Annotated in this window: 31 protein-coding genes and 1 pseudogene; 24 read left to right on the forward strand and 8 right to left on the reverse strand. The window is 64.0% G+C overall.

The window, feature by feature from the left end; all coding sequences use genetic code 11:
• Positions 1–37 precede the first annotated feature (37 nt).
• Genes ACZ899_RS02015 through ACZ899_RS02075 form a run of 13 tightly spaced genes read left to right on the forward strand, consistent with a single transcriptional unit; the run spans position 38 to position 7,175 of the window.
• Entirely contained in the window at positions 38–811 is a 774-nt protein-coding gene (locus ACZ899_RS02015) for a helix-turn-helix transcriptional regulator (protein WP_442800109.1), read from the forward strand.
• 34 nt (positions 812–845) lie between these two features.
• Positions 846–1,268 (forward strand): CesT family type III secretion system chaperone, encoded by a 423-nt coding sequence (locus ACZ899_RS02020; RefSeq protein ID WP_234562939.1) that lies wholly within the window; start codon positions 846–848, stop codon positions 1,266–1,268.
• A complete protein-coding gene (gene sctC / locus ACZ899_RS02025; RefSeq protein WP_326491864.1) occupies positions 1,256–2,776 on the forward strand; it encodes a type III secretion system outer membrane ring subunit SctC in 1,521 nt (506 codons plus the stop codon). The genes ACZ899_RS02020 and sctC overlap by 13 nt, the downstream gene beginning before the upstream one ends.
• 1 nt (position 2,777) lies before the next feature.
• A complete protein-coding gene (locus ACZ899_RS02030) occupies positions 2,778–3,680 on the forward strand; it encodes an FHA domain-containing protein (protein ID WP_326491863.1) in 903 nt (300 codons plus the stop codon).
• Entirely contained in the window at positions 3,670–3,867 is a 198-nt protein-coding gene (locus ACZ899_RS02035) for an EscE/YscE/SsaE family type III secretion system needle protein co-chaperone (protein WP_232856998.1), read from the forward strand. The genes ACZ899_RS02030 and ACZ899_RS02035 overlap by 11 nt, the downstream gene beginning before the upstream one ends.
• Position 3,868: 1 nt before the next feature.
• On the forward strand, positions 3,869–4,129 hold the full coding sequence (locus ACZ899_RS02040) for an EscF/YscF/HrpA family type III secretion system needle major subunit (protein WP_232856999.1): 261 nt from the start codon (positions 3,869–3,871) through the stop codon (positions 4,127–4,129).
• Positions 4,130–4,131: 2 nt separating this feature from the next.
• Positions 4,132–4,482, forward strand: coding sequence for a YscG family type III secretion system chaperone (locus ACZ899_RS02045; protein WP_232857000.1), 351 nt, complete (start codon positions 4,132–4,134; stop codon positions 4,480–4,482).
• On the forward strand, positions 4,479–4,700 hold the full coding sequence (locus tag ACZ899_RS02050) for a hypothetical protein (RefSeq protein WP_232857001.1): 222 nt from the start codon (positions 4,479–4,481) through the stop codon (positions 4,698–4,700). Before ACZ899_RS02045 ends, ACZ899_RS02050 begins: the two co-directional genes overlap by 4 nt.
• Entirely contained in the window at positions 4,697–5,035 is a 339-nt protein-coding gene (gene sctI, locus ACZ899_RS02055) for a type III secretion system inner rod subunit SctI (RefSeq protein WP_203651978.1), read from the forward strand. The genes ACZ899_RS02050 and sctI overlap by 4 nt, the downstream gene beginning before the upstream one ends.
• Before the next feature lie 28 nt (positions 5,036–5,063).
• Positions 5,064–5,777, forward strand: a complete 714-nt coding sequence (gene sctJ / locus ACZ899_RS02060) for a type III secretion system inner membrane ring lipoprotein SctJ (RefSeq protein ID WP_234562938.1) — start codon at positions 5,064–5,066, stop codon at positions 5,775–5,777.
• Entirely contained in the window at positions 5,774–6,388 is a 615-nt protein-coding gene (locus tag ACZ899_RS02065; protein WP_234562937.1) for a SctK family type III secretion system sorting platform protein, read from the forward strand. The genes sctJ and ACZ899_RS02065 overlap by 4 nt, the downstream gene beginning before the upstream one ends.
• Positions 6,367–7,002 (forward strand): HrpE/YscL family type III secretion apparatus protein, encoded by a 636-nt coding sequence (locus tag ACZ899_RS02070; RefSeq protein ID WP_232857004.1) that lies wholly within the window; start codon positions 6,367–6,369, stop codon positions 7,000–7,002. The genes ACZ899_RS02065 and ACZ899_RS02070 overlap by 22 nt, the downstream gene beginning before the upstream one ends.
• Complete coding sequence (locus ACZ899_RS02075; protein ID WP_234562936.1) at positions 6,999–7,175, forward strand: hypothetical protein; 177 nt, start codon at positions 6,999–7,001, stop codon at positions 7,173–7,175. Before ACZ899_RS02070 ends, ACZ899_RS02075 begins: the two co-directional genes overlap by 4 nt.
• Positions 7,176–7,644: 469 nt before the next feature.
• Here the strand turns inward: ACZ899_RS02075 and sctU are convergent, their stop codons facing one another.
• Genes sctU through sctN form a run of 8 tightly spaced genes read right to left on the reverse strand, consistent with a single transcriptional unit; the run spans position 7,645 to position 13,945 of the window.
• Positions 7,645–8,700, reverse strand: coding sequence for a type III secretion system export apparatus subunit SctU (gene sctU, locus ACZ899_RS02080; RefSeq protein ID WP_234562351.1), 1,056 nt, complete (start codon positions 8,698–8,700; stop codon positions 7,645–7,647).
• Entirely contained in the window at positions 8,697–9,485 is a 789-nt protein-coding gene (sctT, locus tag ACZ899_RS02085) for a type III secretion system export apparatus subunit SctT (protein ID WP_234562352.1), read from the reverse strand. Before sctT ends, sctU begins: the two co-directional genes overlap by 4 nt.
• Positions 9,482–9,748, reverse strand: coding sequence for a type III secretion system export apparatus subunit SctS (gene sctS, locus ACZ899_RS02090; protein WP_232857008.1), 267 nt, complete (start codon positions 9,746–9,748; stop codon positions 9,482–9,484). The genes sctT and sctS overlap by 4 nt, the downstream gene beginning before the upstream one ends.
• Before the next feature lies 1 nt (position 9,749).
• Entirely contained in the window at positions 9,750–10,403 is a 654-nt protein-coding gene (gene sctR, locus ACZ899_RS02095) for a type III secretion system export apparatus subunit SctR (protein WP_234562353.1), read from the reverse strand.
• On the reverse strand, positions 10,400–11,323 hold the full coding sequence (sctQ, locus tag ACZ899_RS02100) for a type III secretion system cytoplasmic ring protein SctQ (protein WP_232857010.1): 924 nt from the start codon (positions 11,321–11,323) through the stop codon (positions 10,400–10,402). Before sctQ ends, sctR begins: the two co-directional genes overlap by 4 nt.
• Positions 11,320–12,162 carry a type III secretion system needle length determinant gene (locus ACZ899_RS02105; RefSeq protein WP_234562354.1) on the reverse strand — a complete coding sequence of 281 codons (843 nt, stop codon included), beginning with the start codon at positions 12,160–12,162 and terminating at the stop codon, positions 11,320–11,322. Before ACZ899_RS02105 ends, sctQ begins: the two co-directional genes overlap by 4 nt.
• Positions 12,156–12,626, reverse strand: a complete 471-nt coding sequence (sctO, locus tag ACZ899_RS02110; protein WP_234562355.1) for a type III secretion system stalk subunit SctO — start codon at positions 12,624–12,626, stop codon at positions 12,156–12,158. Before sctO ends, ACZ899_RS02105 begins: the two co-directional genes overlap by 7 nt.
• Complete coding sequence (gene sctN / locus ACZ899_RS02115; RefSeq protein ID WP_234562356.1) at positions 12,617–13,945, reverse strand: type III secretion system ATPase SctN; 1,329 nt, start codon at positions 13,943–13,945, stop codon at positions 12,617–12,619. Before sctN ends, sctO begins: the two co-directional genes overlap by 10 nt.
• 211 nt (positions 13,946–14,156) lie before the next feature.
• Here sctN and ACZ899_RS02120 point away from each other — a divergent pair, with 211 nt between their 5' ends.
• From ACZ899_RS02120 to ACZ899_RS02170, 11 genes and pseudogenes are all read left to right on the forward strand, one after another.
• Positions 14,157–14,999, forward strand: a complete 843-nt coding sequence (locus tag ACZ899_RS02120; RefSeq protein WP_234562357.1) for an HrpJ domain-containing protein — start codon at positions 14,157–14,159, stop codon at positions 14,997–14,999.
• The gene (locus ACZ899_RS02125) at positions 14,980–15,264 is read left to right on the forward strand and encodes a TyeA family type III secretion system gatekeeper subunit (RefSeq protein ID WP_203651998.1); all 285 of its coding nucleotides are present in this window, start codon (positions 14,980–14,982) and stop codon (positions 15,262–15,264) included. The genes ACZ899_RS02120 and ACZ899_RS02125 overlap by 20 nt, the downstream gene beginning before the upstream one ends.
• Before the next feature lie 2 nt (positions 15,265–15,266).
• Positions 15,267–15,638, forward strand: coding sequence for a type III secretion system chaperone family protein (locus ACZ899_RS02130; RefSeq protein ID WP_232857014.1), 372 nt, complete (start codon positions 15,267–15,269; stop codon positions 15,636–15,638).
• On the forward strand, positions 15,635–16,000 hold the full coding sequence (sctX, locus tag ACZ899_RS02135; RefSeq protein WP_203652001.1) for a type III secretion apparatus assembly protein SctX: 366 nt from the start codon (positions 15,635–15,637) through the stop codon (positions 15,998–16,000). Before ACZ899_RS02130 ends, sctX begins: the two co-directional genes overlap by 4 nt.
• A 4-nt stretch (positions 16,001–16,004) precedes the next feature.
• Positions 16,005–16,334, forward strand: coding sequence for a type III secretion apparatus assembly chaperone SctY (sctY, locus tag ACZ899_RS02140; RefSeq protein ID WP_234562358.1), 330 nt, complete (start codon positions 16,005–16,007; stop codon positions 16,332–16,334).
• Positions 16,331–18,431, forward strand: a pseudogene (gene sctV / locus ACZ899_RS02145) (type III secretion system export apparatus subunit SctV). The gene sctY and the pseudogene sctV overlap by 4 nt, the downstream one beginning before the upstream one ends.
• A 146-nt stretch (positions 18,432–18,577) precedes the next feature.
• The gene (locus tag ACZ899_RS02150) at positions 18,578–19,537 is read left to right on the forward strand and encodes a virulence-associated V antigen (protein WP_485627233.1); all 960 of its coding nucleotides are present in this window, start codon (positions 18,578–18,580) and stop codon (positions 19,535–19,537) included.
• 8 nt (positions 19,538–19,545) lie between these two features.
• Positions 19,546–20,052 carry a SycD/LcrH family type III secretion system chaperone gene (locus tag ACZ899_RS02155; RefSeq protein WP_203652014.1) on the forward strand — a complete coding sequence of 169 codons (507 nt, stop codon included), beginning with the start codon at positions 19,546–19,548 and terminating at the stop codon, positions 20,050–20,052.
• Positions 20,042–21,202: a type III secretion system translocon subunit SseC family protein gene (sctE, locus tag ACZ899_RS02160; RefSeq protein WP_234562360.1), complete on the forward strand. Its 1,161-nt coding sequence runs from the start codon at positions 20,042–20,044 to the stop codon at positions 21,200–21,202. Before ACZ899_RS02155 ends, sctE begins: the two co-directional genes overlap by 11 nt.
• A gap of 14 nt (positions 21,203–21,216) precedes the next feature.
• Positions 21,217–22,038 carry a hypothetical protein gene (locus tag ACZ899_RS02165; protein ID WP_234562361.1) on the forward strand — a complete coding sequence of 274 codons (822 nt, stop codon included), beginning with the start codon at positions 21,217–21,219 and terminating at the stop codon, positions 22,036–22,038.
• Positions 22,039–22,149: 111 nt separating this feature from the next.
• On the forward strand, positions 22,150–23,358 hold the full coding sequence (locus ACZ899_RS02170; RefSeq protein ID WP_234562362.1) for a hypothetical protein: 1,209 nt from the start codon (positions 22,150–22,152) through the stop codon (positions 23,356–23,358).
• The last annotated feature ends 44 nt before the right edge of the window (positions 23,359–23,402 follow it).

Below are 23,402 nucleotides of genomic sequence, written 5' to 3' on the forward strand. Positions count from 1 at the left end.
TGGTGCGAGAGGGATTTCTCCAGTTGAGGACTGGTGTGTGCAAGGGCGGCAGTTGGATGTTGTCGGGGCGGGTTTTGCGTCCCAGGGGCAGGAAGGCTTCTACGCGATCATGGCAGGCGAGCTGGCCGTGCGCGAAAAAGACAATGTCATCGATCTACAGGCCGGCGAGCTGCTGTTCGTCAAGCGTGGCACCTACCTGGTGGCGACCCGATGGCAGGCGTGCCAGGTGCTGTGGCTGCCGCTGGACGTGAATTTCGTGCAGGCGTTCATGCAGCGCCACGGCCAGGAACTGAGCCATCTCGAGCGCTGCGGCGAGCCCGGTGTGAATACCTTGCGGCTTCACCCCTGCACCGCGGCGCAGGAATGCGTGACCCGCCTGGCGGGGCTCGAAGGCGAGGGGACCTCGTCGATGCTGGCAATGCTGCGCCTGGAGGAGTTGCTGTTGCTGCTGGTGTTCGGGGCGCAGGGCCGGGCATTGCTGGCAGCCCTGCGGCAGCAGGGCAATCGCCATGTCGATCGCCTGCACGCCTTCATGGAGCAGCACTACCTGCGCGAGTGGCGCCTGGACCAGTACGCCGAGGCCTTCGGGCTGGGCCTGACGGCATTCAAGAGCCTGTTCTGCTCCTTCTACAACTGCTCGCCGCGGGCCTGGATCACCGAGCGCCGGATTGTCCACGCGCATCATCTGCTGCTGAACACGCGCATGAGCATTGTCGACATCGCCATGGAAAGCGGCTTTTCCAGCCAGTCGTATTTCAGCCAGAGCTATCGCCGGCGTTTCGGTTGCACGCCCAGCGACGCCCGTCGCTAGACGCCAACCCCTACCTCGCATGGACAAGACCCGTATGAACAGACTTTCCACGCAGCTGGCCCGCCGGCTGGGCATGGCGCCATGGCTGGCCGATGATGCTGGCGGCTACCACCTGTGCATTGATGGCCATGGCCTGCGGCTCGAACCGCGTGGCGCACGGCTGGTGGTTCGCAGCTCGCTATCGTCGGTGGTTGGTCAAGGCGCCAGTCTCGACCAACAGGTCCTGCGCCGCCTCTCGGGCATGCTCGTTGCGTGGGCTGCGCAGTGCCCGCAGCGGTTGGCACTGACACCTGAGGGAGAACTGCTGCTTGAGGCCTGGATAGACCTGTCAAAGGGCGATGTGGATGCCCTTGAGCATGTGCTCGGGGTTCAGCTCGCCCTGCTGAATGTCCTGTGCGCGTTCCGTCGCGGCCCGACACCCCTGATTGCCCGTGGAGCAAGCGTATGGCTGCCATGAGATCGCTTGCCACCGGTCTGGCAGCCCTGCTGGCCAGTCTTGTCGCCCAGGGCGAGCCGCTGGATTGGGCGGACGAGCCGTTCCACTACATCGCCCAGGGCGAGAGCCTGCGCGATGTGCTGACCAATTTTGCCACCAACTATCAAGGTTCGGTGGTGGTCAGCGACAAGGTCAGGGACCAGGTTAGCGCCACCTTCGAGCAGCCGGACCCGCAGGCGTTTCTCGAGCAGGTCGCGGTGCTCTACAACCTGGCCTGGTACTACGACGGCGCGGTGCTGCATGTCGACAAGTCGAGCGAAGTGCAGACCCGCCTGATCCACCTGGACAGGGTACGCGAGCCGCAACTACGTGCGGCGCTCCAGGAGGGTGGTGGCTGGACCTCGCGCTTTGCCTGGCGTGCCACGTCGGGTGGACGGCTGGTGTATGCGTCGGGACCGCCCCGCTATCTGGACCGGGTCGAGCAGACCGTCAAAGCCCTGGAGCAGCAGGCCAGCCTGCAGGATGAACTGGGTGGCAGCCTGAGCGTCGAGGTGATCCCACTCCGGCATGCGGTGGCCGTGGACCGCGAGATCGACTATCGCGACCAGAAGGTGGCGGTGCCCGGCGTGGCCACGCTCCTTTCCCGGGTGCTGGCCGATGCCAATGTGGTGGCGGTCGACGGCCAGTCCGTGGGAGAGGGCGCGCCCGTGCGTGCCGGCCGGGCCGTGGTCCAGGCCGAACCGTCGCTCAATTCCATCATCGTGCGTGATCACGCCGAGCGCCTGCCCATGTACCGGCGCCTGGTCATGGCGCTGGACCGGCCAGCGGCGCGGATAGAGGTAGGCCTGACGATCCTCGATATCAACGCCGAACACCTGGATGAGCTGGGCGTGGAATGGCAGTTCGGAGTCGGTAAGCATCAACTGATGGACATCCGAACCCAAGCGGGATTGGCGCAAACCACGTTGGCTGGCAGCCTGGTCGATAGTCGGGGATTGAACCGGCTGCTGGCCAAGATCACCCTGATGCAGGGCGAGGGTCATGCCCAGGTGGTATCACGCCCGACCTTGCTGACCCAGGAAAACACCCTGGCAGTGATCGATCATAGCGAAACCTACTATGTGCGGGTGATGGGCGAGCGGGTGGCCGAGCTCAAGGCCATTACCTACGGCACCTTGCTGAAGATGACGCCGCGCCTGATCCGCAGCACGGACCGGCCGGAAATCAGCCTGAGCCTGCATATCGAGGATGGCAGCCAGAAACCCAACAGCACCGGGCCCGATGGCATTCCGACCGTCAGCCGCACGGTCATCGACACGTTGGCCCGGGTAGACCTTGGGCAGAGTCTGATGATCGGCGGCATCCATCGCGACGAAACGAGCGAAAGCATCCGCAAGGTCCCGTTGCTGGGTGACATTCCCTTCCTGGGCGCCTTGTTCCGCTATCAGTCGAGCAACACCCGTCGTTCGGTGCGCCTGTTCCTGATCGAGCCGAGGCTGATTGACCCCGGGCTTGGCGAGCGTGCCTGATATGACCTGGAAACTGCGGATCTACAGCGGTTTGAATGCCGGCGCCGAGGTGTCCCTGATGCCTGGGCGGGTGGTCATCGGCGCCGATCCGGCCCAGGCCGACCTGGTGCTGGCGGATACGGGCATTGCCGCCATTCACCTGGTGCTGATGGTCGAGGCCGGTGGCGTACGCTTGCTGGAGTGGGGTTCGAGCGAAGCACCCACCCAGGATGGACGAGAGGTGGCAGCGCAGGCCGAACTCCAGGCATTGGCGACTCAATGTTGCGGTCCGCTGCAGTGGGCCTTCTGCAATCAAGACGACCTGTTCGCCGAGTGGCTTCCCGCGCAGCGTTCTCGGTCAGGCTTGCGCCACGGCTGGTTCATGGTGCCGGGTGCCGGGTTGCTTTTGCTGCTCGTGTTGCTCACGCGATTGTTGATTGCCGACGCTGAGGCACAGGACACGCCAACAGCAGTGGTAGCGCCCGTCGAGCAACCGCCCCAGCCCCAGGAGCAAGCCCGGACGCGGCTGGCGCAACTGCTGCGCGAATGGCGCCTGGAGGACACCTTGAGCGTGACCGACCAGGGACACACCCTGGTGCTGCGCGGGGCGCTGCGCGAGCGCCAGCTCCAGGACTACCAGAACCTGCAGCGACAGTACCGCGAGGCATTCGGCGACCACCCATCATTGCGCTTGGTCGACGAGGGCAGGGCACCTGCGCCCGCGAAACTCGATTTCCCTGTTCGAGGCGTCTCACTGGGGCGGTTGCCCTACGTGACGCTGAGCGACAACCGCCGTTACCCAGTGGGGGCACTGATGCCCTCCGGCATTCGCATCCTGGCGATCGATCGGCAGGCGATCACGCTGAGCAAGGGTGGCCGGGACTACGTGATCAACCTGAAGGAGAGACCGGCAGATGATGGATGAACTCATGTGGGAGGTGCGTGATCCGCGTAAGCAAGCGCGAATGTTCTCGGTGCTGGAGCACGCACGGCAGGCCTGTGCCAGGCAGTTGTCGGAGCCGCTGCCACCTTCCGAGTTCCAGGAATTGCACCAACAACTGGCGGCCCTTGAAGCAGCCTTGAAAATACTCGAGAAACTGGAGGAACACTGAAATGACGAACATCAGCAGCGGCTTCTACGACGGTACCAGCAACACCATGGACATGGTGCACAAGGGGATGGTCGAGCAGGTACAAAAGGCCAACAAGGATGTTCTCGATTCGCTCGAGAAGCTCAACAAGAAAAGTGACGATCCTGCGTTGCTGGCCGACATGCGCCATCGTACGAACATCTGGTCGAACGTGTTCCAGGTCGATGCGACCCTGGGTCAGACCTTCAAGAACACTCTCAGCAGCATCCTGCAGAAGTTCTGAGCATGAACCATTCCGTGAACAATCTGATGGCCCGCCTGGGCCTGCTGGGTGTCGAGCATCGTCACCATGACGAGGCGTTGTGCATCGCGCAATGGCTGGCCCGGGAACCGGCAACCATGGAGGCCGCCTGTGCGATACGCATTGCCAGCCTGATGGGGCAGGGGCGTTGCGAGGAAGCCCTGGCAGAGGGCAACCAGGCACCCTGGCCATCCCTCGAGCCGTGGCTGGCGCTGTGCGAGCGTCAGTTGGGCTACATGGCCGTGCTCGAGCGGCGTCTCGAGGGCATGGCGCAGAGCGGTGATCCTGACCTGGTCCGCTTTGCCCAGGGCATGCGCGCCCAGGTGGTGGCATGAGTCCGCTGGCCTCGGCGCTTGTGTCTGGTGCGCAAGGTGCACTGATCGCGTTGCCCACGCACAGTGATCAAGACGCAGCCGAGTTCCAGGCAAGCCTTGTTGAACATCAAACCCGCGAACAGGTGTCCTCGGAACTGACGCAGCAAACGAGGCTGCAAGTGCTCGCCATGGCGATGGACCTGCTGAATGATTCCTTCACGGTGGAGGGCGACTCATGAATGGCATTACCGAGGTAACCCGGGTTGTCACCGACCTGCAGTCCCTGTCAGCACCGGCTGCCGATTCCCGGCAGGTGGCCGAGTTCGAGCAAGCGCTTTCCGGTGCCGCCGACAGCCCTGGCGATGGACTGCTGCACCAGATAGGGCAGCTCCACCAGCAGCATACCGAAGCCCGGCAGGGCGCGCAGGCCAGCCTGGTCTCGCGCACGGGGGACCCCGTGGCACTGATGGACGCCCATTGGTCGCTGATCCGCAGCAACCTGCAGGTAGAGTTGATCGCCAAGGGTGTCGGGCGCACCACGCAGAACATCGAAACCCTCATGAAAGCCCAGTAGGTGTCCTGTGAAAAGATCATGGCAGTGCATGCTGCTTCTGGCAGTGCTGACACTGGGCGGGTGCAGGGTCGAGCTTTACCTTGGCCTCGCCCAGCGCGAGGCCAACGAAATGCTCGCGGTGCTGGACACCGAGGGCATCGCAGCGGTGAAGGCCCAGGACAAGGACGGCAAGGTGAAGATCCTGATCGACGAGGCCGATATCGGCCACGCGGTGGCGGCGCTCAAGCGTCAGGGCTATCCGCGGGAGATGTTCTCCACAGTCAATGACGTGTTTCCCCGGGACAGCCTGATCTCCTCGCCCTTGGAGGAACAGGCGCGGCTGACCTATGTGAAGTCCCAGGAGCTGTCGCGGACCCTGTCGGAGATCGATGGCGTGCTGGTGGCGCGGGTGCATGTGGTGTTGCCGGAGCCCCGTGACGGCCTGCGTACGCAAGCTGGTGCGGCGTCGGCGTCGATCTTCATCAAGCACGCGGCGGATGCGGCGCTGGACCTGTACATCGGGCAGATGAAGCAGCTGTTGAGCAACAGTATCGAAGGCCTGGACTACGAGCGGATCAGTGTGGTGCTGGTGCCGTCGAACCAGGCGCGTCAACCGCTGGCTGGCCTGCGCCATGTCACGCTGTTGTCGGTGCAGGTTCTGGAAGGCTCGCGCTGGCGCCTTGTGGCGCTGCTGGGCGTGCTGCTCGGGGTGCTGGTGCTGAGCAACCTGGCGCAGTACCTGTGGTGGCGTCAGAGAGCATGACCGAGTTCCAGTTTCGCTACTGCCCGGCGCACTACTTGCACTTGACCCATTGTCCCGAAGTGCTGGATCGGATGGCTCAGGCCTTGCCGTACTGGCGGGAGAGTCGCGAGGTCAACGGCTGGCTGATGTCGGTGCTGGAGCTGTGCGAGCCGTTCGACCTGCCAGAACGACTCGGTAGGCTGGCCCTGTTTTCCCAGCCGGCGTTGGCGCGGGTGTTGGCAAGTTTGGGTGGCCTGCTGCATGGCCAGGCCATCCGCCAAGTACTCGACCGGTCAGGTCAGGCGCGGTTGCGGGCGGCACTCGACCCACAGGGCCTGCGCTATTGCCTGGAAAAGTGGTGTCTCGTCATTGGCCCTTGGCCTGTGGGCTGGCAACAGGCGCTGCCAGCCGGTGACCTGGACGCGTACCTGCCTGGTTGTGGCTTGGCGTTCTGGCTGCAGGCATGCGGTGAGGTCGATTCGGGGTTCGCTCGGCGTCTGAGCCTGCGCCTGCCCGCCGTGACTGCAATGCCGACTTGGCCGATGGGCGATGAACAACGCGTCCTGGCACGCACCCTTTGCCTGAAAGTGGCCCGAGACAGGAGCCCGGAATGTTGCCATTTATTGAGTTGAATGAGGCCCGGCCGATGATCGACCCGAGCCTGAACGTATTGCGCAGCGCTGACTATCAGCAGTACCTCGATGCCAGCGTACTGACCGAAAACGCACGTCAGCGTGCCCGGGATATCGATGCCCGGGCCGATGCGGTGCTCGAGGAGCATCAGCGGCTCGGGCGGGAGGTCGGGCTGGAAATGGCCGCCATCGAACAGGTGGCGTTGCTGCATGGGACACGCTTGCGCTGCGATGCCTTCTATCGCCAGGTCGACCAGCAGATGAGCGAGGTGGTGCGCCAGGCCGTGTGCAAGGTGCTGGGGGAGTACCCTGATATCGAGCTGACACTGGCCGCGACCCGTCAGGCGCTGGCGCAGGTTCAGCCAATGGAAGCGTTGTTGCTGCACGTAGGGCCCGATCAGTTGCCTGAGGTTCGCCAGCGTTTGGATGAAGTGCTCGCGCTATATCCCGAGGTCGGGCCTGTCGAGGTATGCGCCGATGCCAGGCTAGCGCGAGGCGGCTGTCGCCTGGAGACCGCAGGCTGCGTGATCGATGCCAGTATCGAAGGGCAGTTGGCCGCGTTGCAGCGGGCGCTGACGCAACGGCACCTTGACGATGAGGCTGGAACGCCATGAACGAAGCCGTGTTGGCCGCAGCCGCGCGGGCGATCCGTGATGATCAGGAGCGCGATGCGTTGCTCCAGGTGTTCTGGACACAGCTTCGCCAGCCTGCAGGAAATCCGGCGAGAGATGGCGCAGATACCTTGCCTGTGCGCCGGCCACTGCCGCAGCGTGGGATCCTGGTCTAGCTCTCCCATCTCCATTGTCCTGGACCTGTGGGAGCGGGTTTACCCGCGAACACCAGCGAAGCTGGTGCCAACCACCGCGGCGCTTGCTTCGCGGGTAAACCCGCTCTCATGGAACAAAACATAATTCTTTGATTTGACTGGGGCAACGTGGGAGCGGGCTTGCCCCGCGATGCGGCGTTTGGCACCGGCTTCGCCGGTGATCGCGGGGCAAGCCCGCTCCCACGCTGGAACCTTGTTCCCTGCGCGACAGCGCAGCCCGGAAGGCTGTGTGATCTCCTACAGGCATAGCGCGTGGCTTGAGGGCCGCGCGGTCGCTGTGGGAGCGGCTTCAGCCGCGAACACCGGCGCAGCCGGTGCCAGGCACCGCGTCGCCTGCTTCGCGGGTAAACCCGCTCCCACAGGGATCGCGCCAGATTCTAAAAATTGAGCAAGACAGTTGCTCCCACAGGGACCTTGGTTTGCCTGTGGTTTACGTTATCTTTGCCATCTCCTCCTGCACCTGCAACCAGCGAATCACCTCGGCCACTGGCTGGATCAACTCGCCGGGAATGTACTGCTCCACCCGGCTGTCGGCGAACAGCGCCCGGGCCAGGGGAATACGTTCGAGCACCGGTACTCCTTCTTCCTCGGCAATCCGCCGCACCAACAGGGCCTGCTCGTCGGTGTACTTGAGGGTGACCAGCGGCAAGGGTGTTTCCCCGGGTTTGTAGCGCAGGCCCACGGCGATATGGGTCGGGTTGGCGACGATGACCGACGAGCGCCTGACCTCCGCGCGCAACGTGCCGTTGTGCATTTCGCGATGGCGCTTGCGGCGCTCGCGCTTGAGCTCGGGGGCGCCCTCCATCTCCTTGTGCTCGCGCTTGACCTCTTCCTTGCTCATGCGCAATTGCTTGAGATGCTGCCAGCGCTCCAGGCCGTAGTCGGCTGCCGAGATCGCCAGGAAACCCACGGCACAGACCCCGATCAGTTTGCCCATCAGGCTGCCCAGCAACGGCAGGATGCACTCGATGCCGCACGATGCCACCCGCAGCAGCGTGCGCAGGTGGTCGCTGAGCAGGCCAAGCACCAGCGCGCCGAGCAGCAGTACCTTGAGCGACGACTTGAGGAAATCGAACACGTTCCTGACCGAGAAGATTCGTTTCACCCCCTCCAGTGGACTGACTTTCTTCAGGTCGGGTGAGAGCGACTGGCCGCTGAACACGAAGCCGGTCTGCAGCAGGTTGCCGGCGATGGCGGCGAGCACGGCCGTCAGCAGGAACGGCAGGGTGAGCCATAGCAACTCATGCAGCAGTTGCTCGAGCATCAGCTCCAGCGCTTGGCGAAAGGGCAGGTGGAGCAGGGGGGCGGGGAGCATCATCAGCTCACGCAGATGCCCGAGAAAGTAGTCGGGAAAAGCCATGGGCAACGCAACCAGGCTCAGGATCAGCACCGTGGAGACCAGCTCCTTGCTCTTGGCCACCTGACCGTTGCGGCGCGCATCGCGCAATTTTGCCCGTGTGGGCTGTTCAGTTTTCTCGCTGCTCATGGTTGCTCCAGCAACGGAGCGAGCAGACTTGCCTTGGCCAGCGCGATGGACACCTGATCCTCGGCCAGTGTCATCAGCAGGACCAGGTACGGCACAAGTAGCGTGCTGCAGACCAGGCTCTTGATCGGCATGGACAGGATGAACACGTTCAGCGACGGCGCGAAGCGGCTGACCAGGGCCAGGCCGAGTTCGGCGAGGAACATGGCGATCAGCAAGGGTGCTGCGAACAGCACGCACAGGGCCAGCAGGTAATCGAACTGGGCCAGGAAGAAGGTGTTCCACTGGCTGCCGATGTGCGGGTAGAAGCTTGCCACCGGCCAGCTGGTGTAACTGCCCAGCAGTGCCCCCAGCAACCCCAGGAAGGCGCCGCCGGTGAAGAACAGGGTAAGGAGCGTCTGCGCCAGCAAGGTGCCGGAGGGGCTGGTCTGGCTGCCCAGCAGCGGGTTGAGGGTGGAGGCCAGGGTGGCGCCGCGCTGGTTGTCGATGAGAAAACCGCAGGCCTCCAGGGCCCAGAACGGGATGACCACCATGAACCCCAGCAGCAGGCCGAGCAGCACTTCCTTGCCGATCAGCAGCCCCAGCTGCAACCCGTCCAGCTCGGCGGGCAGGGTACCGGCCACGCAGGGGTAGATGAACAGCGCCAGCGAGCAGGCCACGCCATTGCGCACCAGCGCGCCGCCCAGTACCTGCTTGCCGAGGATCGGCAGCAGGAGAAAGCAGCCGAACAAGCGGGGCAGGATCAGGCTGAAGCCCAGCAGCATCTGTTCAAGTGTCTGGACCGTCATCGCACCGAGGGAATCCGGTTGAGCACCAGGTCGGTGTAGCGATATAGCTCGCTGCCCATCCAGTCGGCGGTGACGAACAGGGTGACGACCACCGCCACCAGTTTGGCGACGAAGCCCAGGGTCTGTTCCTGCACCTGGGTCAACGCCTGCACCAGGGATACCAGGGTGCCCACCAGCGCGGCCATCAATACTGTCGGCAGGGAAAGGACCAGCACCAGCCACAGCGACTGGCTGGCGAAGTGCAACACTTCGGTACTGTGCATGTCAGCCTCCGTAGCTCAGCACCAGGCCATGGGAGAGTCGTCCCCAGCCGTCGAGCAGGACGAACAGCAGCAGCTTGAAGGGCAGTGAAATGGTCACCGGCGAGACCATCATCATGCCCATGGCCAGGAGGATGTTGGAGATGATCAGGTCGATGGCGATGAAGGGCAGGCAGATCAGGAAGCCGATCTCAAAGGCCCGGCTCAGTTCGCTGATGGTGAACGCCGGCAGCAGCACCAGCAGGCTGTTGCCATCGATCCGCTCGGCGTAGTGGCTGGGCCATAGCTGGCGGGCGCTGTCGAGGAAGAAGGCGCGTTCGCGCTCGTTGACCTGGCCATCGAGGAAGGCGCGAAACGGCGCCATGCCTTCGTCGAGAAAACGTTCGACCGAGCGGGCATCGCCGAGGGTCGTTTCTTGGGCGTTCAGGTAGTCGTAGGTAGCCATGCCCACCGGGGCCATGACGTAGATACTGAGAATGATCGCCAGGCCGTACAGGGCCATGTTCGGCGGAATCTGCTGGACACCCAGGGCATTGCGCAGCAACGAGAAGACCACGGCCATCTTCAGGAACGAGGTGGCCATGACCGCGATGAAGGGCACCAGCGACAGCAGCGCCAGGCCGAGGATCAGGCTCAGTTCGTTCGGCAGCTGGATCATGTCGGTTGCTGTTCCAGCAGGCGGTTGATCCGCACCCCGAGGCGGCCGTCGATCTGCACCAGCAGACCGGTGCCGACACAGCGCTGGTTGGCGAGGATACGCACCTGGGCATCCAGCGGGCTGTGCAGTTCGATCAGCGCTCCAGGTTGCAGGGTCGACAGCGTGTGCAGGTCGAGGGTCTGGCGACCGACTTCGAAACTGACCGGTATTGGTAGTTGCTCCAGTGTTTCCAGGGCGGTGTCGGTCACAGGGGGGGTGTCGTGCATGCGGACTAGCTCCAGGTGTGTGTCGTCGAGTTGCAGTTCGGCCCAGGGGTGGCCATCGAGCACGCCCAACAGTCGCGGGGAGCTTGGCGTACCTGCGGGCAGCAGCAGGATGTCGCCCGTGCCGAGGTCGCGCAGCTCGTGCAACGTCAGTTCGAGGGGTCGCCACTGCAGCGAGAGGTTCAGCAGGATGTTCAGGCGTTCGCGCAGTGGACGCCGTGGCAAGACCGTCAGCAGGCGCTCGCTGTCGCCTTGCACCCAGCAGGGCAGCAGGCCTTGCGTGCTGCTCAGCGTCACTTGCAGACCGGGTGTGCGGTCGATGGTTTCTGCTGGCTCGATGCCCAGGCATTGCAGGCCGGGCAGGCGAGGAGTGTCCCGTTGCAGCACCGCCAACTGCAGTGCGCTGGGGAGGCTGGCAAAGTCGGCGGCCTGCAACTGCGGTGCAAGCCATTGCGCCAGCTGCTGCCGACGACACAGCAGGCGAGTCGGTACGCCGAGCCAATCGATCTGCACGGCCAGATCCAGGTCATCGCCTGGAACGCTGACACTCAGCGAGACCTGCCCTTGATCGTCGGCATAATGGGGTTGGCGATGGCTCAGTAACTGCTGCAAGCGCAGTTCCTGGGTGTGGGCGGCAGGCAAGTTCAATGTACTCATGGTTCAGGCCAGCCTTCGTCCTCTATATGGCGCTTGTTGCGTGAGCCTTGCTGGCTGTCGCCATTTGCGCCGAAGCCGAGGCTGACCGATTGCGCGGGATCGAGCCGTTGCAGACGCTCAAGCAGGTCCGTACCGGCTACCTGCAATTGCCGCAGGGCGGCTGGCGCCGCCTGGATCTCCACCTGCAGGCCAGCGCTCACGGGGTTCATGCGTACTTCGACATGGCCCAGCTGAGGTAACTGCACCTGCAACAGGGCCTGTTCGCGGGTACCCGTCCTGTTGGCGAACAGTTGCAATTGCAGGCGCTCCACAAGCGTCTGCAGATCCTGGATGGGGGCCGCGACAGTTGCCGGCAAGGCCCTGTCGATCAGGGGGCGCTCGCCCGATGAGGCAGGGGGCGCAAGGATTGGCTCGATATCACTGGGTAGCAGACGATCCGGCACGTTGTCGGTACTGTCGCGGACGGTTTGCAGGCCCGCATCGGCACGGTTTGCCTCGGTCAATGAGGTCGGCTCGACCTCATCAAGTATCGCTGGCATGGGCTCCGGAAGGGGGCGTTCGATGACGTTCTCGATCAGCGCAGGTCGTTCTGCTGCGCAGGCGGGTGGGCACTTTGCGATCAAGGCAGCCATGCTCAGGACCACTTGGGTGACAGGGCGTTCAGGGCTGGCCTCGTCCTGGGCAGGTCGAAGGCCTGTATCCTGCGGCGCGCTGCGCTTGAACCGTGGAATTTCCAGCAGGTGTTCGAACAACAGTCGCTGCTCGTTGCAAGGCCCACGTTCAGGCGGGTCAGGCAATGGGTTGTCCGCCAGCGCAGGAACAGGCTGGGTGTTCAGCATGGCGAGCCTCCCTGGCCATGGCACTCCTCCACTTCGAGCTCCTGGCTGTGCTCTGTGCGCCGAGCGGCTTGCCGGGATGCCTGCTCGTGCAGTTGCTTGAAGCTGTCCAGCTGTTGTCTGGCCTGGGCAAGTTTCGCTTGCGCCTGCTGGCGTGCGGTGTGCTGGCGCGCCAGTGCATTCTCGCAGGCCACGACTTGTCCACGCAGGCTCGCTTCCCGCTCGCCGAGCAGGCCGACCTGGCGACGCCACTGTTCCAGGTCATGGCGCTTGGTCAGGCGCCCCACCTGCGCATCGAACAGGCGCTGCTCCTCTTCGCGGGACCAGCACCGATACGTCAGGTGCGCCTCGAGCAATTTTGCCTTGTCCGCCTGTGCCGCCTGCAGGCGGGCCTGCTGATTGCGCGCTTCGTGCTCGGCCCGTTGCAGTCGGCGTTGCTTTATGGATAACAGGGTGGTCAAGGGCACCGGGCGATCTCCAGCAGTTGTTCGAGGCTCTGCTGCAGCGAACTGTGTTCGTGCGGTGCCTGGCACAGCCAGGCACGAATGGCATCGCGCTTGTCGATGGCCAGGTCCACGGCAGGGTCCTGGCCTCGGGTGTATTCGCCGACTCGCAGCAGCAGTTCGACGTCTTCATAGCGCGCCATCCACTGGCGCAACTGGCTGGCGGCGGCACGGTGGGCAGGGCTGACCACCTGGTGCATGACCCGGCTGACCGAGCGCAGCACGTCGATGGCCGGGTAGTGGTTGGCCGCCCCCAGCGCCTGTGACAGCACGATATGGCCATCGAGGATCGAGCGGGTTTCCTCGGCGATCGGTTCGTTCAGGTCGTCGCCCTCCACCAGCACGGTGTAGAGCGCGGTGATCGAGCCCTTGTCCGAGTGCCCGGCGCGCTCGAGCAGGCGTGGCAACTGGGCGAACACCGAGGGCGGAAAGCCGCGTCGGGTCGGCGGTTCACCCGCGGCCAGGCCGATCTCGCGTTGGGCCCTGGCGAAGCGGGTCAGCGAGTCCATCAGCAACAGGACCTTGCAACCCTGGTCGCGGAAATACTCGGCCACGGTGGTGGCGACGAAGCCCGCCCGGGCCCGCTCCATCGCCGGGCGGTCGGAGGTCGAAACCACCAGCACCGCGCGGCGCAGCCCGTGTTCGCCAAGCTCGTGATGAATGAACTCGCGCACCTCGCGACCGCGCTCGCCGATCAGCGCAAGGACGATCACGTCGGCCTTCGCGTTGCGCATCAACGAGGCCAGCAGCGTGCTCTTGCCGCCGCCGGCAGGGGCGAAGATGCCGACGCGTTGCCCTTCGGCGCAGGTGAGCAGGCCATCGATGCAACGGATGCCCAGGCTCAAGGGGGTGTCGACCAGCTTGCGGCTCAAGGGCGCCGGCGCATCCCGGTGCACCGGGTACCAGGCCTGTGGTGTGGCCGGCATGCTGCCGTCGAGCGGGGTGCCGAAGCCGTCAAGCACTGTTCCCAGCAAATGATCCCCCACGCCCACGCGGTGCATGCTCCCGGTGGGGCAGACCTCGGTGCGCGTGCAAAGGCCCTGCATGTCGCCCAGCGGGGCGAGCAACGCCTGGTCCTGTTGCAGGCCGATGACCTCGGCCAGCAGCGCCTGCTCATGGTTGGGCCTGCGCAGTCGGCATAGCTCGCCGACCTGCACGCCGGGCGCCAGCGCACGGATCAGGGTGCCGGTGACCTGGGTGACCTTGCCGTTGACCTGGACCAGGGTGGCGCCGTTCACGGCAGACTTCAGGGTCTGGGGAATCTGCAGCAGCGATGGCGACATGGGAACGATGTGGGTGCGTGAATGAAGGGGACCATTCTAGGAAGCCTGCCCGGGGATGGATTTCACTGTGAGTCGCATGTTTTTAGATTCCGGTCGCTACGTGTTGCGCGCGCCGGCAGGCTAAAAAGAAGCGCCCGACGATGACAGTACGGCTGCTGGCTTGCCTCTAGCATGCCGCTCATTCATTCATTTATTTCGAAGTGAGGTGGGGATGAGCGAAGGCATCGGCTTTGCCCGGGTTGACCCGATGGTGGCCATGGGGGGCGGCTGGGAGGCGCAGGCAACCGTCCAGGCGCGGCAGGTGACCCCGATGGGGCAGCAGGCCGAGATGGCGGAGGAGCTGTCGATGGCATTCTCGTCGCTGGCCAATGCCCGGCTCAGTGCCCGCAGTCGCGTCACCGATGCGCGCCTGCATGGGCAGCAGGCGGGCCAGGCGGCCGAGGAGATGCTGGCCAAGGTGCCGGACGTCCAGCGCCGCGCCCTGGATGAACTGGTGGCCTGGTTGCGTCAGCATCCTCATCTGACACCGGGGGAGCTGGAGGCACGCCTGGATGGCTTCTCCGGCGAAGCCTGCCATCGCTACCTGGCCCTGGCCTATGCCCGTGATGCATTGGGCAAGGCGGCTGATACCCGCGACTTGCTCGGCAAGCTGGACCAAGCCATGGCAAGCATGGCGCAGACGCAAGGCCAGGCGATCGAACTGGGGATCGAGATCGGTCCGCTGGCACAGGCGACCCAGGAGCAGGGTGTCGCCGAGGTGGCCGCGCTGCGCGAGGTTTATTGCGACTTCCTGTGCGGTTATCGCGGGCTCCGGCACGCCTGGGACGACTTGCGCGCACGCTTCGGCGATGCGGCCATCGGCGATATCGCCCAGTTCATGCTCAACGGCCTGGCCAGTCATATCAGCGGGCCGTCCTCGCACCTGGACAGCAACCAGCTGCAGCAGGTCATCAGCGACATGAAGCTGGTGCAGGCCCTCAAGAAACTGGAAAGCGACACGGCCGCGCTGTTCCGCCAGCTTGCCGGAGAGCCCAGTGGCGTACGGGCCTTCTGATCTGGTCAGCGACCTGTTGGCGCTGCTCGACAAGCGCTGGATCACCGAACAGGACATCCTGCGCCTGCTCGCCGCGCTGCCGCTGGCCCCTGGCGCTCAACGTGTCCATTGCCTGCGTGAACTGCGGCGGATCTTTCGCCTGCTGCCCTTGCAGGTGTTCAGCGAAGAGGTCCAGCGCGAGCACCTGCTGGCGATCTGTCAGTTGACCATGGACCAGCTCATCGACGACGAAGAAGCGTCGCTGCATGGCGGGCGGGAGGCGTGAGCATGGACTTGTGTACTGAAGCCATGGTCCGGTTCTGTCGCGATCAGGGAGTGATTCTGGCGCATCCGCAGGAGACCTTTCAGCGTCTGGAACTTGCGGATATCGGTGTCGTGCAGTTTGAGCGACAGGCAGGGCAGTTGACACTCTGGCTGACCTTTCCCGTGCATGGAGCACTGTTTGAACGTGCCCTGTCGAGTGCGCTCAGGCAGGTCCATGATCATCAGGCGCCTGGCCAACTGCTGCGTTGCGGCCTGCTGCCTGACGACCGCCTGGTGTTGCTGGTCAGCCTTGATGAGCACCGGGTGACCGAGCAGGTACTGCATGAGGCTTGCCGGCTGCTGTCGCGGGTGCGTGTCGAAGTGCTCACGGCATGAGCGTGATCGAGCGAGCCGGGCAGCTCCCTGACCTGTGGTTGCCGTCATTGGCAGCCGACACTGCGTTGCCACGGCCGGCTGGCGAACCGCTGCCGATGCCGGGGCAACCCGTGCAGGCTCATCTGCGTGAACTGTACCCGCGGCATCGGATGGAACGCCTGCGTCTGTCCTACGCCAGCCCCGAACAGGAACTGCATGCCCTGTACGACCCGCAGCGCTTCGCCACGACGCTGGACGCCCTGGCGGAGCAACTCCTCAACACCCAGGCCCGCGAGAACCGCCAGGCGGCAGCGCTGCTGCAGGCATTGCTGGCCGACCGGCATACGCTGGCGTGCTACGCCAACCTTCTGCTCAAGGTATGAATAGATGCAATTGACGATTGAACAGCGTGATGTCCTGCAGCTGTTGGCCTGGCTGCACCTGCGATGTGGCCGGCCCGAGGGCGCGCATACGTTGCTGGAGGTGCTGTTGCGGGTTGATCCCGATCACATCGCCGGGCGCCGCGCCTCGGTAGTGGCTGCATTGGAACTGGGCGACTGGGCGCGTGCCGAGCAGCAGTGCCTGGCGCTGCGTGATGCCGGTGAGCAGCGGGCCCCCCTGTGGCTGTGCCTGAGCCAGGCGCAGCAGATGGCGGGCCGGTTGGAGCAGGCCCAGGCCACCTTCGCCGAGTACCTGCGACGCAAGGCCCACCCATGAACACCTTGACCCGGGTGCTTGGCCATATCGGCGCGCGCAAGGACCTGATGCTGGCCGTGATGCTGCTGGCGGTGGTGTTCATGATGATCCTGCCGTTGCCACCGCTGTTGCTGGACCTGCTGATCGCCCTGAACATGACCATCGCCGTGGTGCTGCTGATGATGTCGGTGTATGTCGTATCGCCGCTGCATTTCTCGGTGTTTCCCTCGGTGCTGCTGGTCACCACGCTGTTTCGCCTGGCACTGTCGATCAGCACCACGCGGATGATCCTGCTGGAGGCCGACGCCGGGCAGATCGTGCAGACCTTCGGCGACTTCGTGGTCGGCGGCAACCTGGTGGTGGGCTGCATCCTGTTCCTGATCATCACCATCGTGCAGTTCCTGGTCATCACCAAGGGCGCCGAGCGGGTGGCGGAGGTCAGCGCGCGGTTTTCCCTCGATGCCATGCCGGGCAAGCAGATGAGCATCGATGGCGATCTGCGCGCCGGGGTCATCGACGTCAACGAGGCCCGCGAGCGCCGTGGCGAGGTGGAGAAGGCCAGCCAGATGTATGGAGCCATGGACGGGGCGATGAAGTTCGTCAAGGGCGACGCCATCGCCGGGCTGGTGATCATCGTGGTCAACCTGCTGGCGGGCCTGGCCATCGGCGTGATGCAGAAGGGCATGAGCGCGGCTGACGCCTTGCAGCTCTACGCGGTGCTTACCGTGGGCGATGGCATGGTCAGCCAGGTGCCGGCGCTGCTGATCGCCATCACAGCCGGCATCATCGTCACCCGCGATGGCGAAGGGGCGCGCGACCTTGGGGCGAATATCGGCAACCAGGTAATGGCGCAACCCAAGGCCCTGATGATCGGCGGCGCATTGCTGGTGTTGTTCGGGCTTGTTCCAGGCTTTCCGACGGTCACTTTCCTTACCCTGGCACTGCTGGTCGGGGGCGGTGGCTGGTGGGCGATCCGCCAACGGCGCATCGCGGAGGAGGGCCGGCTGCACACTGGTGGCCTGCCGGCGTTGCTGGCCAATGGCGCTGGCGCCCCCACGCTCAAGCCTTCCGGCAAGGCGAAGACGGCCGCTGACGCGCAAGCGTTCGCCTTGACGGTGCCCTTGCTCATCGATGTGGACAGTGGCCTGCAAGCCGCCTTGGAGGCTGCCTCGCTGAACGACGAGCTGGCGCGGGTCCGCCAGGCGCTGTATCTGGATCATGGCGTGCCGTTTCCCGGTATCCGCCTGCGTTTCAGCAGCGTGCTCGGCCCCGGCGAGTACCGCATCCTGTTGCAGGAAGTGCCGGTGGCGCGTGGCAGGCTGATGCCGGAACGGCTGCTGGTCCAGGAAAAGCCCAGCCAGCTGGCGCTTGTCGGCGTGCCCTACGAGGAAGGCGAAGCCCTGCTGCCAGGACGGGCAGCGCTGTGGGTGGAGCAGGCCCAGCGCGAGCGTCTGGAGCGCGCCGGATGCGCCTTCCTGGCGATTGACCAGGTGCTTGCCTGGCACCTGTCGCAGGTTTTGTGCGAATACGCCGGGGACTTCATCGGTATCCAGGAGACCCGCTACCTGCTGGAGCAGATGGAGCAGGGCTATGGGGAGCTGGTCAAGGAGGTGCAGGCGCATCCTGCCGTTGCAGCGCATCACCGAGGTGTTCCAGCGGCTGGTGGGCGAGGGTATCTCGATCCGCAACATGCGCTCGATCCTCGAAGCCTTGGTGGAGTGGGGGCAGAAAGAGAAGGACGTGGTGCAGCTGGCCGAATACGTGCGCAGCAGCCTCAAGCGCTATATCTGCTACAAGTACGCCAGCGGGCACAACCTGCTGCCGGCCTACCTGCTGGATCCGGCGGTCGAGGAGATGATCCGCAACGGCATCCGCCAGACCAGTGCCGGCAGCTACCTGGCCCTGGAGCCTGCGCAGAGCGACACCTTTCTCGCCCAGGTGAAAGCCGTGGTGGGCGACTTGCAGGATGCCCAGGCAAGGCCGGTGCTGGTGGTGTCGATGGATATCCGCCGCTATGTGCGCAAGCTGGTCGAGGGCATCTATTTCGACTTGCCGGTGCTGTCCTTCCAGGAACTCACCACGCAGATCAACATCCAGCCATTGGGGCGCATCGGCTGACGCCAGCCTGGCGTCAGAAAGCGTACCCACAAACTACAAAATCGCGGCCGGGTCTGACGGAGCGGCCGCTTGCACCTCAATAGACTTCATCGGCATGTACCCCGGCCTTGTGCCAGGAAGGGTACCTGACCAACCGGATGCAGATGATGAGCAGTTCTATTGAAGCAAGTAGTCGCCCTGTCCCTTTGCCGTACGTAGACCGTGTCGCGCCACCGGACACCTGGCGGGATATCAAACGGCTGGAGGCGATCCAGGATCAGCACGGGATCGTGGCCGTGGACGACCAAGGCCAGCCGCTGAGCGCGGAGCGCCGGTCGCAGGCCATCGAGACGTTGCTGGGGGCCGAGGGGCAGGCGCGTCTGGCACAGAGCCGTCCCTATTTCGAGAGCCTGTTGGCGCAACCGTTGCCCGAGCAGCATGTCGACGCGCTGTACCGATTGCTCGAGGCTTATGCCGGCTGGTTGCCGGGAGCGCCCTTGCAGCTGCAGAACCTGGGCGAGCGCCTGTGCATGGACGAGCTGGTGATGGCGGCGATGGGCCTGCGCATGCGCAAGCAGAAGGCCGAGCGCACCGAGCTCAGCGAGCAGCTCAAGTGCCTTACGGCGGAGCTGAAGATCTTCAGTGTGATCCAGTCGAAGGTCAACATGGTGATGGCCGACAAGGGCACCTTCAAGCTGGAAGACGATGGTTTCAACCTCTTCGACCGCAAGCTTTACGACCTCGATGCGGACAGTTGGGAGAAGAGCTCCGAGCGCCGATTGCTCTCGAGCCTGGATACGTTCCAGTCGGACGGGATCGTCACGGTGCGGCATTTCCTCGAGGGCGCGCAATCTGCCTCTGCGTCGAGTGAAAACGGCGGCCGCCTGCAAAAGGTCAGTGGGCCGATGAGCGACCTGAAAGCGCAGTACGCCTGGGACAAGGACAACAACCCGTTGGCCAATTTCTCCCAGGCCCTGAGCGACCGCACCCGCATCGTCAACGACAAGGTGACCGAACAGACCACCCTGCTCAACGACGTGGGCTCGCGCTACACCACCTCCACCGAGGTGATGATGAAGTTCGTCGAGACCTGGTTCTCGATGCTGTCCAGGATTCTGCAGAACTGAGGTAGGTGATGACGGCAGTACAACAGATGGCCGGCCACGATGCCGATGCCAACAACGTTGATGCGATCGAGCGCTTCTTTGGCGATGGCGGCACCTTCGCCATGCTGCGGGGGGTATGCGCGGCGCAACTGGAAACGCTTTACGCCCAGGCGTTCAACTTCTACCAGGCGGGACGGCTGGACGATGCGCTCACGCTGTTCAAGGGGCTGGCGGCACTCGACCATTATGACCCCCGGGCGTTTCTCGGCGTGGCAGGCGCGTACCAGGCGCTTGAGCGCTACCAGGACGCATTGCCGGCTTATGCCTATGGCGCGATGCTCGCGCCGCAGGACCCGCGTTTCAGCTTCCATGGCGCGCAATGCCACCAGTACCTGGGCGACCTGGCAGCGGCGCGCAGCGGCTACGAGCAGGCGCTGATCCTGGCGGTAGACAGCGAGCATGCCGGCCTGGCAGGTCAGGCGCAGGTACTGCTCGAGGCCCTGCAGCAGAAGGAGGGCGCACGTCATGCGAATTGAGCTTCTATCTGTGGCGCAGCCGCTCCTGATACCGGCTGAAATCGAATCGGAAATGCTGCTGCCGGGCACGGCGATCCAGTTGCCCGGCGAGACCGGTACAGCGTCCAGCGTCGCAACGATCAAGCAGGACATGAGTGTCCGATTGGACCCTCCAGCGCCGCTGGCGAAGGGGCTGCATCAGGGGTTGGCATTCGACAAGCTGATCGACGCTGAAGGCCTCATGCAACCAGTGCTGGTCGCGGTACCTGATGTCGGTGCATTGATACTCGGCCAACTCGCCGGGGATATCTCCGACGCTGAACTGGATGTCCGCCTCACTGAACTGCTGAGCCAGTTGGGTGCGCGCCAGACCGAGCTGAACCTGCAGCAGGTACGTCAGCTCACCGAGCAAAACCGCCAGCAGATGGCGATCAATGCGCAGAAGATGGAGGAGGTGGCTCAGCGACATCAGGACGCCGGCACGGCGAACGTGTTCGCCAAGGTCTTCGGCTGGGCCGCAGCCATCGTGTCCATCGTGGTGGGGACCGTCATGGTCGCCACTGGCCTTGGCGCCGTCGCGGGCGCCTTGATGATCGCGGGTGGCGTCATGGGCGTGGTGTCCATGTCGTTGAACCAGGCGGCCGAGGACGGGCATATCTCCAAGGCGGTGATGAAGTACCTCGGGCCGGTGCTGATGGCGGTCGAGGTTGCCCTGGCGCTGGCCTCGGTGGTGCTGACCTGCGGCGGCAGCCTTGCGGTGGTCGCCGCCAGGGTGGCCGGCAAGGTGAGTGGCAAGGTCGCGCAGACGGTCCTTTCAGTGGGCCAGAAGATCCAGGGCGTCGCCTCCACCGGGGTCACCTCGACCGCCAGCGCGGGCACCCAGGCCAAGCTGCAGATGACCCTGACCGGCGCCAGCATGGCCACCACCACGCTGTCCAGCGCCGGGCAGGCGGCCAGTTCGGTGATGCAGGGGTTGGCACTGCGCAGCGAGGCGCAACTGGCGGAAATGCGCCTGCTGCTGGACCAGGGACACTGTTTTCTCGAGCAGTTGGCCAAGGCGCTTGAACAACTGCTCGCGGGGAAGGCGCAACGCTTCGAGCAACTACTGGAACTGTTGAACAACCGCAGCAAAGCCTGCACCGATATCGCTTGCCGAAACGTCATTGCCTGATCAAGGAGTCAATCATGAATCTGTCCATTTCCACTGTCGATCATTCGTCCCACGTGGATGCCCAACTGCCGGTCACCGAGGGGCAGAAGGCCGGGCTGCCGCTATGGGCGATGCTGGCCATGCCCTGCGCGGCGACGCGCGCGGTATTTGCCGAGAAGCAAGGGCGGGTAAGCCTGGATACACCGCAGGCCACGCCCTGCAGCCAGGACCTGGAGAGCCTGCTGGCGATTCTCCGCGCCGCCATGCAGGTGCGTGACGGCAACGCCCAGGGACGCAGGACCCAGGCCGAAGTCAGCGTGCTGGCGAGCAAGGAGCAGATCGGCTGGATGAGAACCGCCAGCAATGCGCTGTTCGCCTCGGCTGCCGTCAGTGGTGCATTGGGCGCGTTCACCCTGACCAGCGGCACCACCGGCATGTTCAAGAACCTGGGGGATGCGCGCACGATCAAGGGCCTGGAACAAGCCAGCCATGCTGCCGAGTTTGCCAAGTCCGGTGAGGTTGCGATGGCCTCGAAAAAACTGATTGCCGAGAACCGTATCGAGGTCAAGCACCTGCAGAACGCCATCGACACCCGCAATACCACGCTGCATACGCTCAATGGCGTGGCCCAGAGCGGCGCAGCCTTCGGCACTGGCATCGCCCATGCCATCAAGTCGCTGCAGGATGTCTGGGCAAAAGAGCAGGAGCTCGAGGCGGCGGTTGCCGGCAACCAGAAGGAGCTGTTCCAGCGCTGTACCGATGACCTGGCGAAGATGATCGATCAGTTGCGTCAACTGATCCAGGAAATCCTGCGCAACGACAATCAGGGGATCAGGGCTGCGGGCATCATGGCCTGAGCACGTCAGCTTTCCTGCAAGGATGTTGCAAGCCGTAAGGATCCAGGTTCTTGCGGGTGTGAGAGTGGTCTTTTCCCAAGTTAAACGATGCTGCAAGAAGAGGTTTGTACAATGATCGAATCGGTTTCAACCAGTTGGGTGTGTGCCGCCCAGTTGCATCCAGTCAACGAGAGCAGTGACTGCGCACAGGTGAAAACCAGCGAGTCAGCGCAGCGCCTGGCGCGTCACGAGGAGCCGCAGAAGCATGGCATCCTGATGCGCCTGTTCATCGCGATTGCCGAGTTCCTCGGCTTTCGTCCCGGTGTGGCGACGGGCGGCGCGCAGGCCACGGCTTCGGCGCCGGACATGATGCGTTCATTAAACGAGCAGATGGCCAAAGGGCTGCCGGATGTCATGAGGTCGCAGGCCAGCGGGATACTGGCGAAGCAGGAGAATCTGCCAACCGAGCAGTTCATGGCCAGTTACACGGAGCAGCTCACGGGCAGCAATATCATGCGTAACGCCAACTGCCTGTTGTCGAATGTCGTCAAGCTGGGCGAGCTTGTGCCAGAGCTGAAGGTTGGGACGAGCATCACCGAGGTCGATATCGTCGGTGGCTACTCTTTGCAAGAGGCCCAGTTTCCGGACAATATCAAACTGATGCAGAACGATCCGATGGCTGCCGCCAAGGTGCTCGATGCGGTGATTTTCCTGGCTTCGAAGTTTGCCGAGTTTCCGGATCCCGAGCAGGTAGGACCTGAAGCGGTGGTGGCGTTTGTCAGAGAGGTCGATGCCGAGTTCATCGACCTGTTCGGCCAGAAGTCCGATGCGCTGGCGCCAGTTGTCGTGGCGCAAGCACACGACGATGCCGCTTCGGTGGTAGCCGGCACTTTGGCCGAAGCGAGCCCTGCACAGCCTGTGGAGCCTGAAGCGAGTTACGGTGGGGCGACCATCGGACAGCCTGATCCGCTAACATCGTTGAAGGACGTCAAGCTCGGATTTGTCAAGATCGACGATGAGGTCGCTCTGCCAACGCGTAATGACTTCAACGCGACCATGAATTCGCTGCAACGGCCGACCAGTCCGCTTTCTCAGTCATTTGAGCACCTGGAGCGTCTTGCCGATCATGGCAGTGCCGCCGAAAAGGCAATCGCTTCAATGGTGCTGGACCACACGGCGATAGGGCAGACCCACTCCTACGGCGACCTCTTCGGGCAGCGTAAGCTGGAACCCGATCTGTTGCAGGCCCACTCTGCGCTCTCGTTCGTGGACACACTGCAGAAGAAGCTGGACATGGCAGGGCGTCTGCTCGGCAACCTGCAGGCTGCCGACGCGGCTTGAGCTTGAGACTGGCTGGGGCCTCAGGGCCCCGGCCAGCCTTTCGA

The organism is Pseudomonas sp. TE31087 (assembly GCF_057284075.1).

What these genes read in the sequence shown, in the direction of transcription:
- ACZ899_RS02020 (WP_234562939.1), top strand. Translation starts at nt 846, where the DNA reads ATGAACAGACTTTCCACGCAGCTGGCCCGCCGGCTGGGCATGGCGCCA.
- ACZ899_RS02155 (WP_203652014.1), top strand. Translation starts at nt 19,546, where the DNA reads ATGACGGCAGTACAACAGATGGCCGGCCACGATGCCGATGCCAACAAC.
- ACZ899_RS02165 (WP_234562361.1), top strand. Translation starts at nt 21,217, where the DNA reads ATGAATCTGTCCATTTCCACTGTCGATCATTCGTCCCACGTGGATGCC.
- sctE (WP_234562360.1), top strand. Translation starts at nt 20,042, where the DNA reads ATGCGAATTGAGCTTCTATCTGTGGCGCAGCCGCTCCTGATACCGGCT.
- ACZ899_RS02130 (WP_232857014.1), top strand. Translation starts at nt 15,267, where the DNA reads ATGGACTTGTGTACTGAAGCCATGGTCCGGTTCTGTCGCGATCAGGGA.
- ACZ899_RS02075 (WP_234562936.1), top strand. Translation starts at nt 6,999, where the DNA reads ATGAACGAAGCCGTGTTGGCCGCAGCCGCGCGGGCGATCCGTGATGAT.
- ACZ899_RS02045 (WP_232857000.1), top strand. Translation starts at nt 4,132, where the DNA reads ATGAACCATTCCGTGAACAATCTGATGGCCCGCCTGGGCCTGCTGGGT.
- sctN (WP_234562356.1), bottom strand. Translation starts at nt 13,945, where the DNA reads ATGTCGCCATCGCTGCTGCAGATTCCCCAGACCCTGAAGTCTGCCGTG.
- sctC (WP_326491864.1), top strand. Translation starts at nt 1,256, where the DNA reads ATGGCTGCCATGAGATCGCTTGCCACCGGTCTGGCAGCCCTGCTGGCC.
- sctI (WP_203651978.1), top strand. Translation starts at nt 4,697, where the DNA reads ATGAATGGCATTACCGAGGTAACCCGGGTTGTCACCGACCTGCAGTCC.
- ACZ899_RS02170 (WP_234562362.1), top strand. Translation starts at nt 22,150, where the DNA reads ATGATCGAATCGGTTTCAACCAGTTGGGTGTGTGCCGCCCAGTTGCAT.
- sctU (WP_234562351.1), bottom strand. Translation starts at nt 8,700, where the DNA reads ATGAGCAGCGAGAAAACTGAACAGCCCACACGGGCAAAATTGCGCGAT.
- ACZ899_RS02120 (WP_234562357.1), top strand. Translation starts at nt 14,157, where the DNA reads ATGAGCGAAGGCATCGGCTTTGCCCGGGTTGACCCGATGGTGGCCATG.
- ACZ899_RS02030 (WP_326491863.1), top strand. Translation starts at nt 2,778, where the DNA reads ATGACCTGGAAACTGCGGATCTACAGCGGTTTGAATGCCGGCGCCGAG.
- sctR (WP_234562353.1), bottom strand. Translation starts at nt 10,403, where the DNA reads ATGATCCAGCTGCCGAACGAACTGAGCCTGATCCTCGGCCTGGCGCTG.
- sctT (WP_234562352.1), bottom strand. Translation starts at nt 9,485, where the DNA reads ATGACGGTCCAGACACTTGAACAGATGCTGCTGGGCTTCAGCCTGATC.
- ACZ899_RS02065 (WP_234562937.1), top strand. Translation starts at nt 5,774, where the DNA reads ATGACCGAGTTCCAGTTTCGCTACTGCCCGGCGCACTACTTGCACTTG.
- sctQ (WP_232857010.1), bottom strand. Translation starts at nt 11,323, where the DNA reads ATGAGTACATTGAACTTGCCTGCCGCCCACACCCAGGAACTGCGCTTG.
- sctS (WP_232857008.1), bottom strand. Translation starts at nt 9,748, where the DNA reads ATGCACAGTACCGAAGTGTTGCACTTCGCCAGCCAGTCGCTGTGGCTG.
- sctY (WP_234562358.1), top strand. Translation starts at nt 16,005, where the DNA reads ATGCAATTGACGATTGAACAGCGTGATGTCCTGCAGCTGTTGGCCTGG.
- ACZ899_RS02070 (WP_232857004.1), top strand. Translation starts at nt 6,367, where the DNA reads ATGTTGCCATTTATTGAGTTGAATGAGGCCCGGCCGATGATCGACCCG.
- ACZ899_RS02050 (WP_232857001.1), top strand. Translation starts at nt 4,479, where the DNA reads ATGAGTCCGCTGGCCTCGGCGCTTGTGTCTGGTGCGCAAGGTGCACTG.
- ACZ899_RS02035 (WP_232856998.1), top strand. Translation starts at nt 3,670, where the DNA reads ATGATGGATGAACTCATGTGGGAGGTGCGTGATCCGCGTAAGCAAGCG.
- ACZ899_RS02040 (WP_232856999.1), top strand. Translation starts at nt 3,869, where the DNA reads ATGACGAACATCAGCAGCGGCTTCTACGACGGTACCAGCAACACCATG.
- ACZ899_RS02150 (WP_485627233.1), top strand. Translation starts at nt 18,578, where the DNA reads ATGAGCAGTTCTATTGAAGCAAGTAGTCGCCCTGTCCCTTTGCCGTAC.
- ACZ899_RS02105 (WP_234562354.1), bottom strand. Translation starts at nt 12,162, where the DNA reads ATGCTGAACACCCAGCCTGTTCCTGCGCTGGCGGACAACCCATTGCCT.
- sctX (WP_203652001.1), top strand. Translation starts at nt 15,635, where the DNA reads ATGAGCGTGATCGAGCGAGCCGGGCAGCTCCCTGACCTGTGGTTGCCG.
- sctJ (WP_234562938.1), top strand. Translation starts at nt 5,064, where the DNA reads ATGCTGCTTCTGGCAGTGCTGACACTGGGCGGGTGCAGGGTCGAGCTT.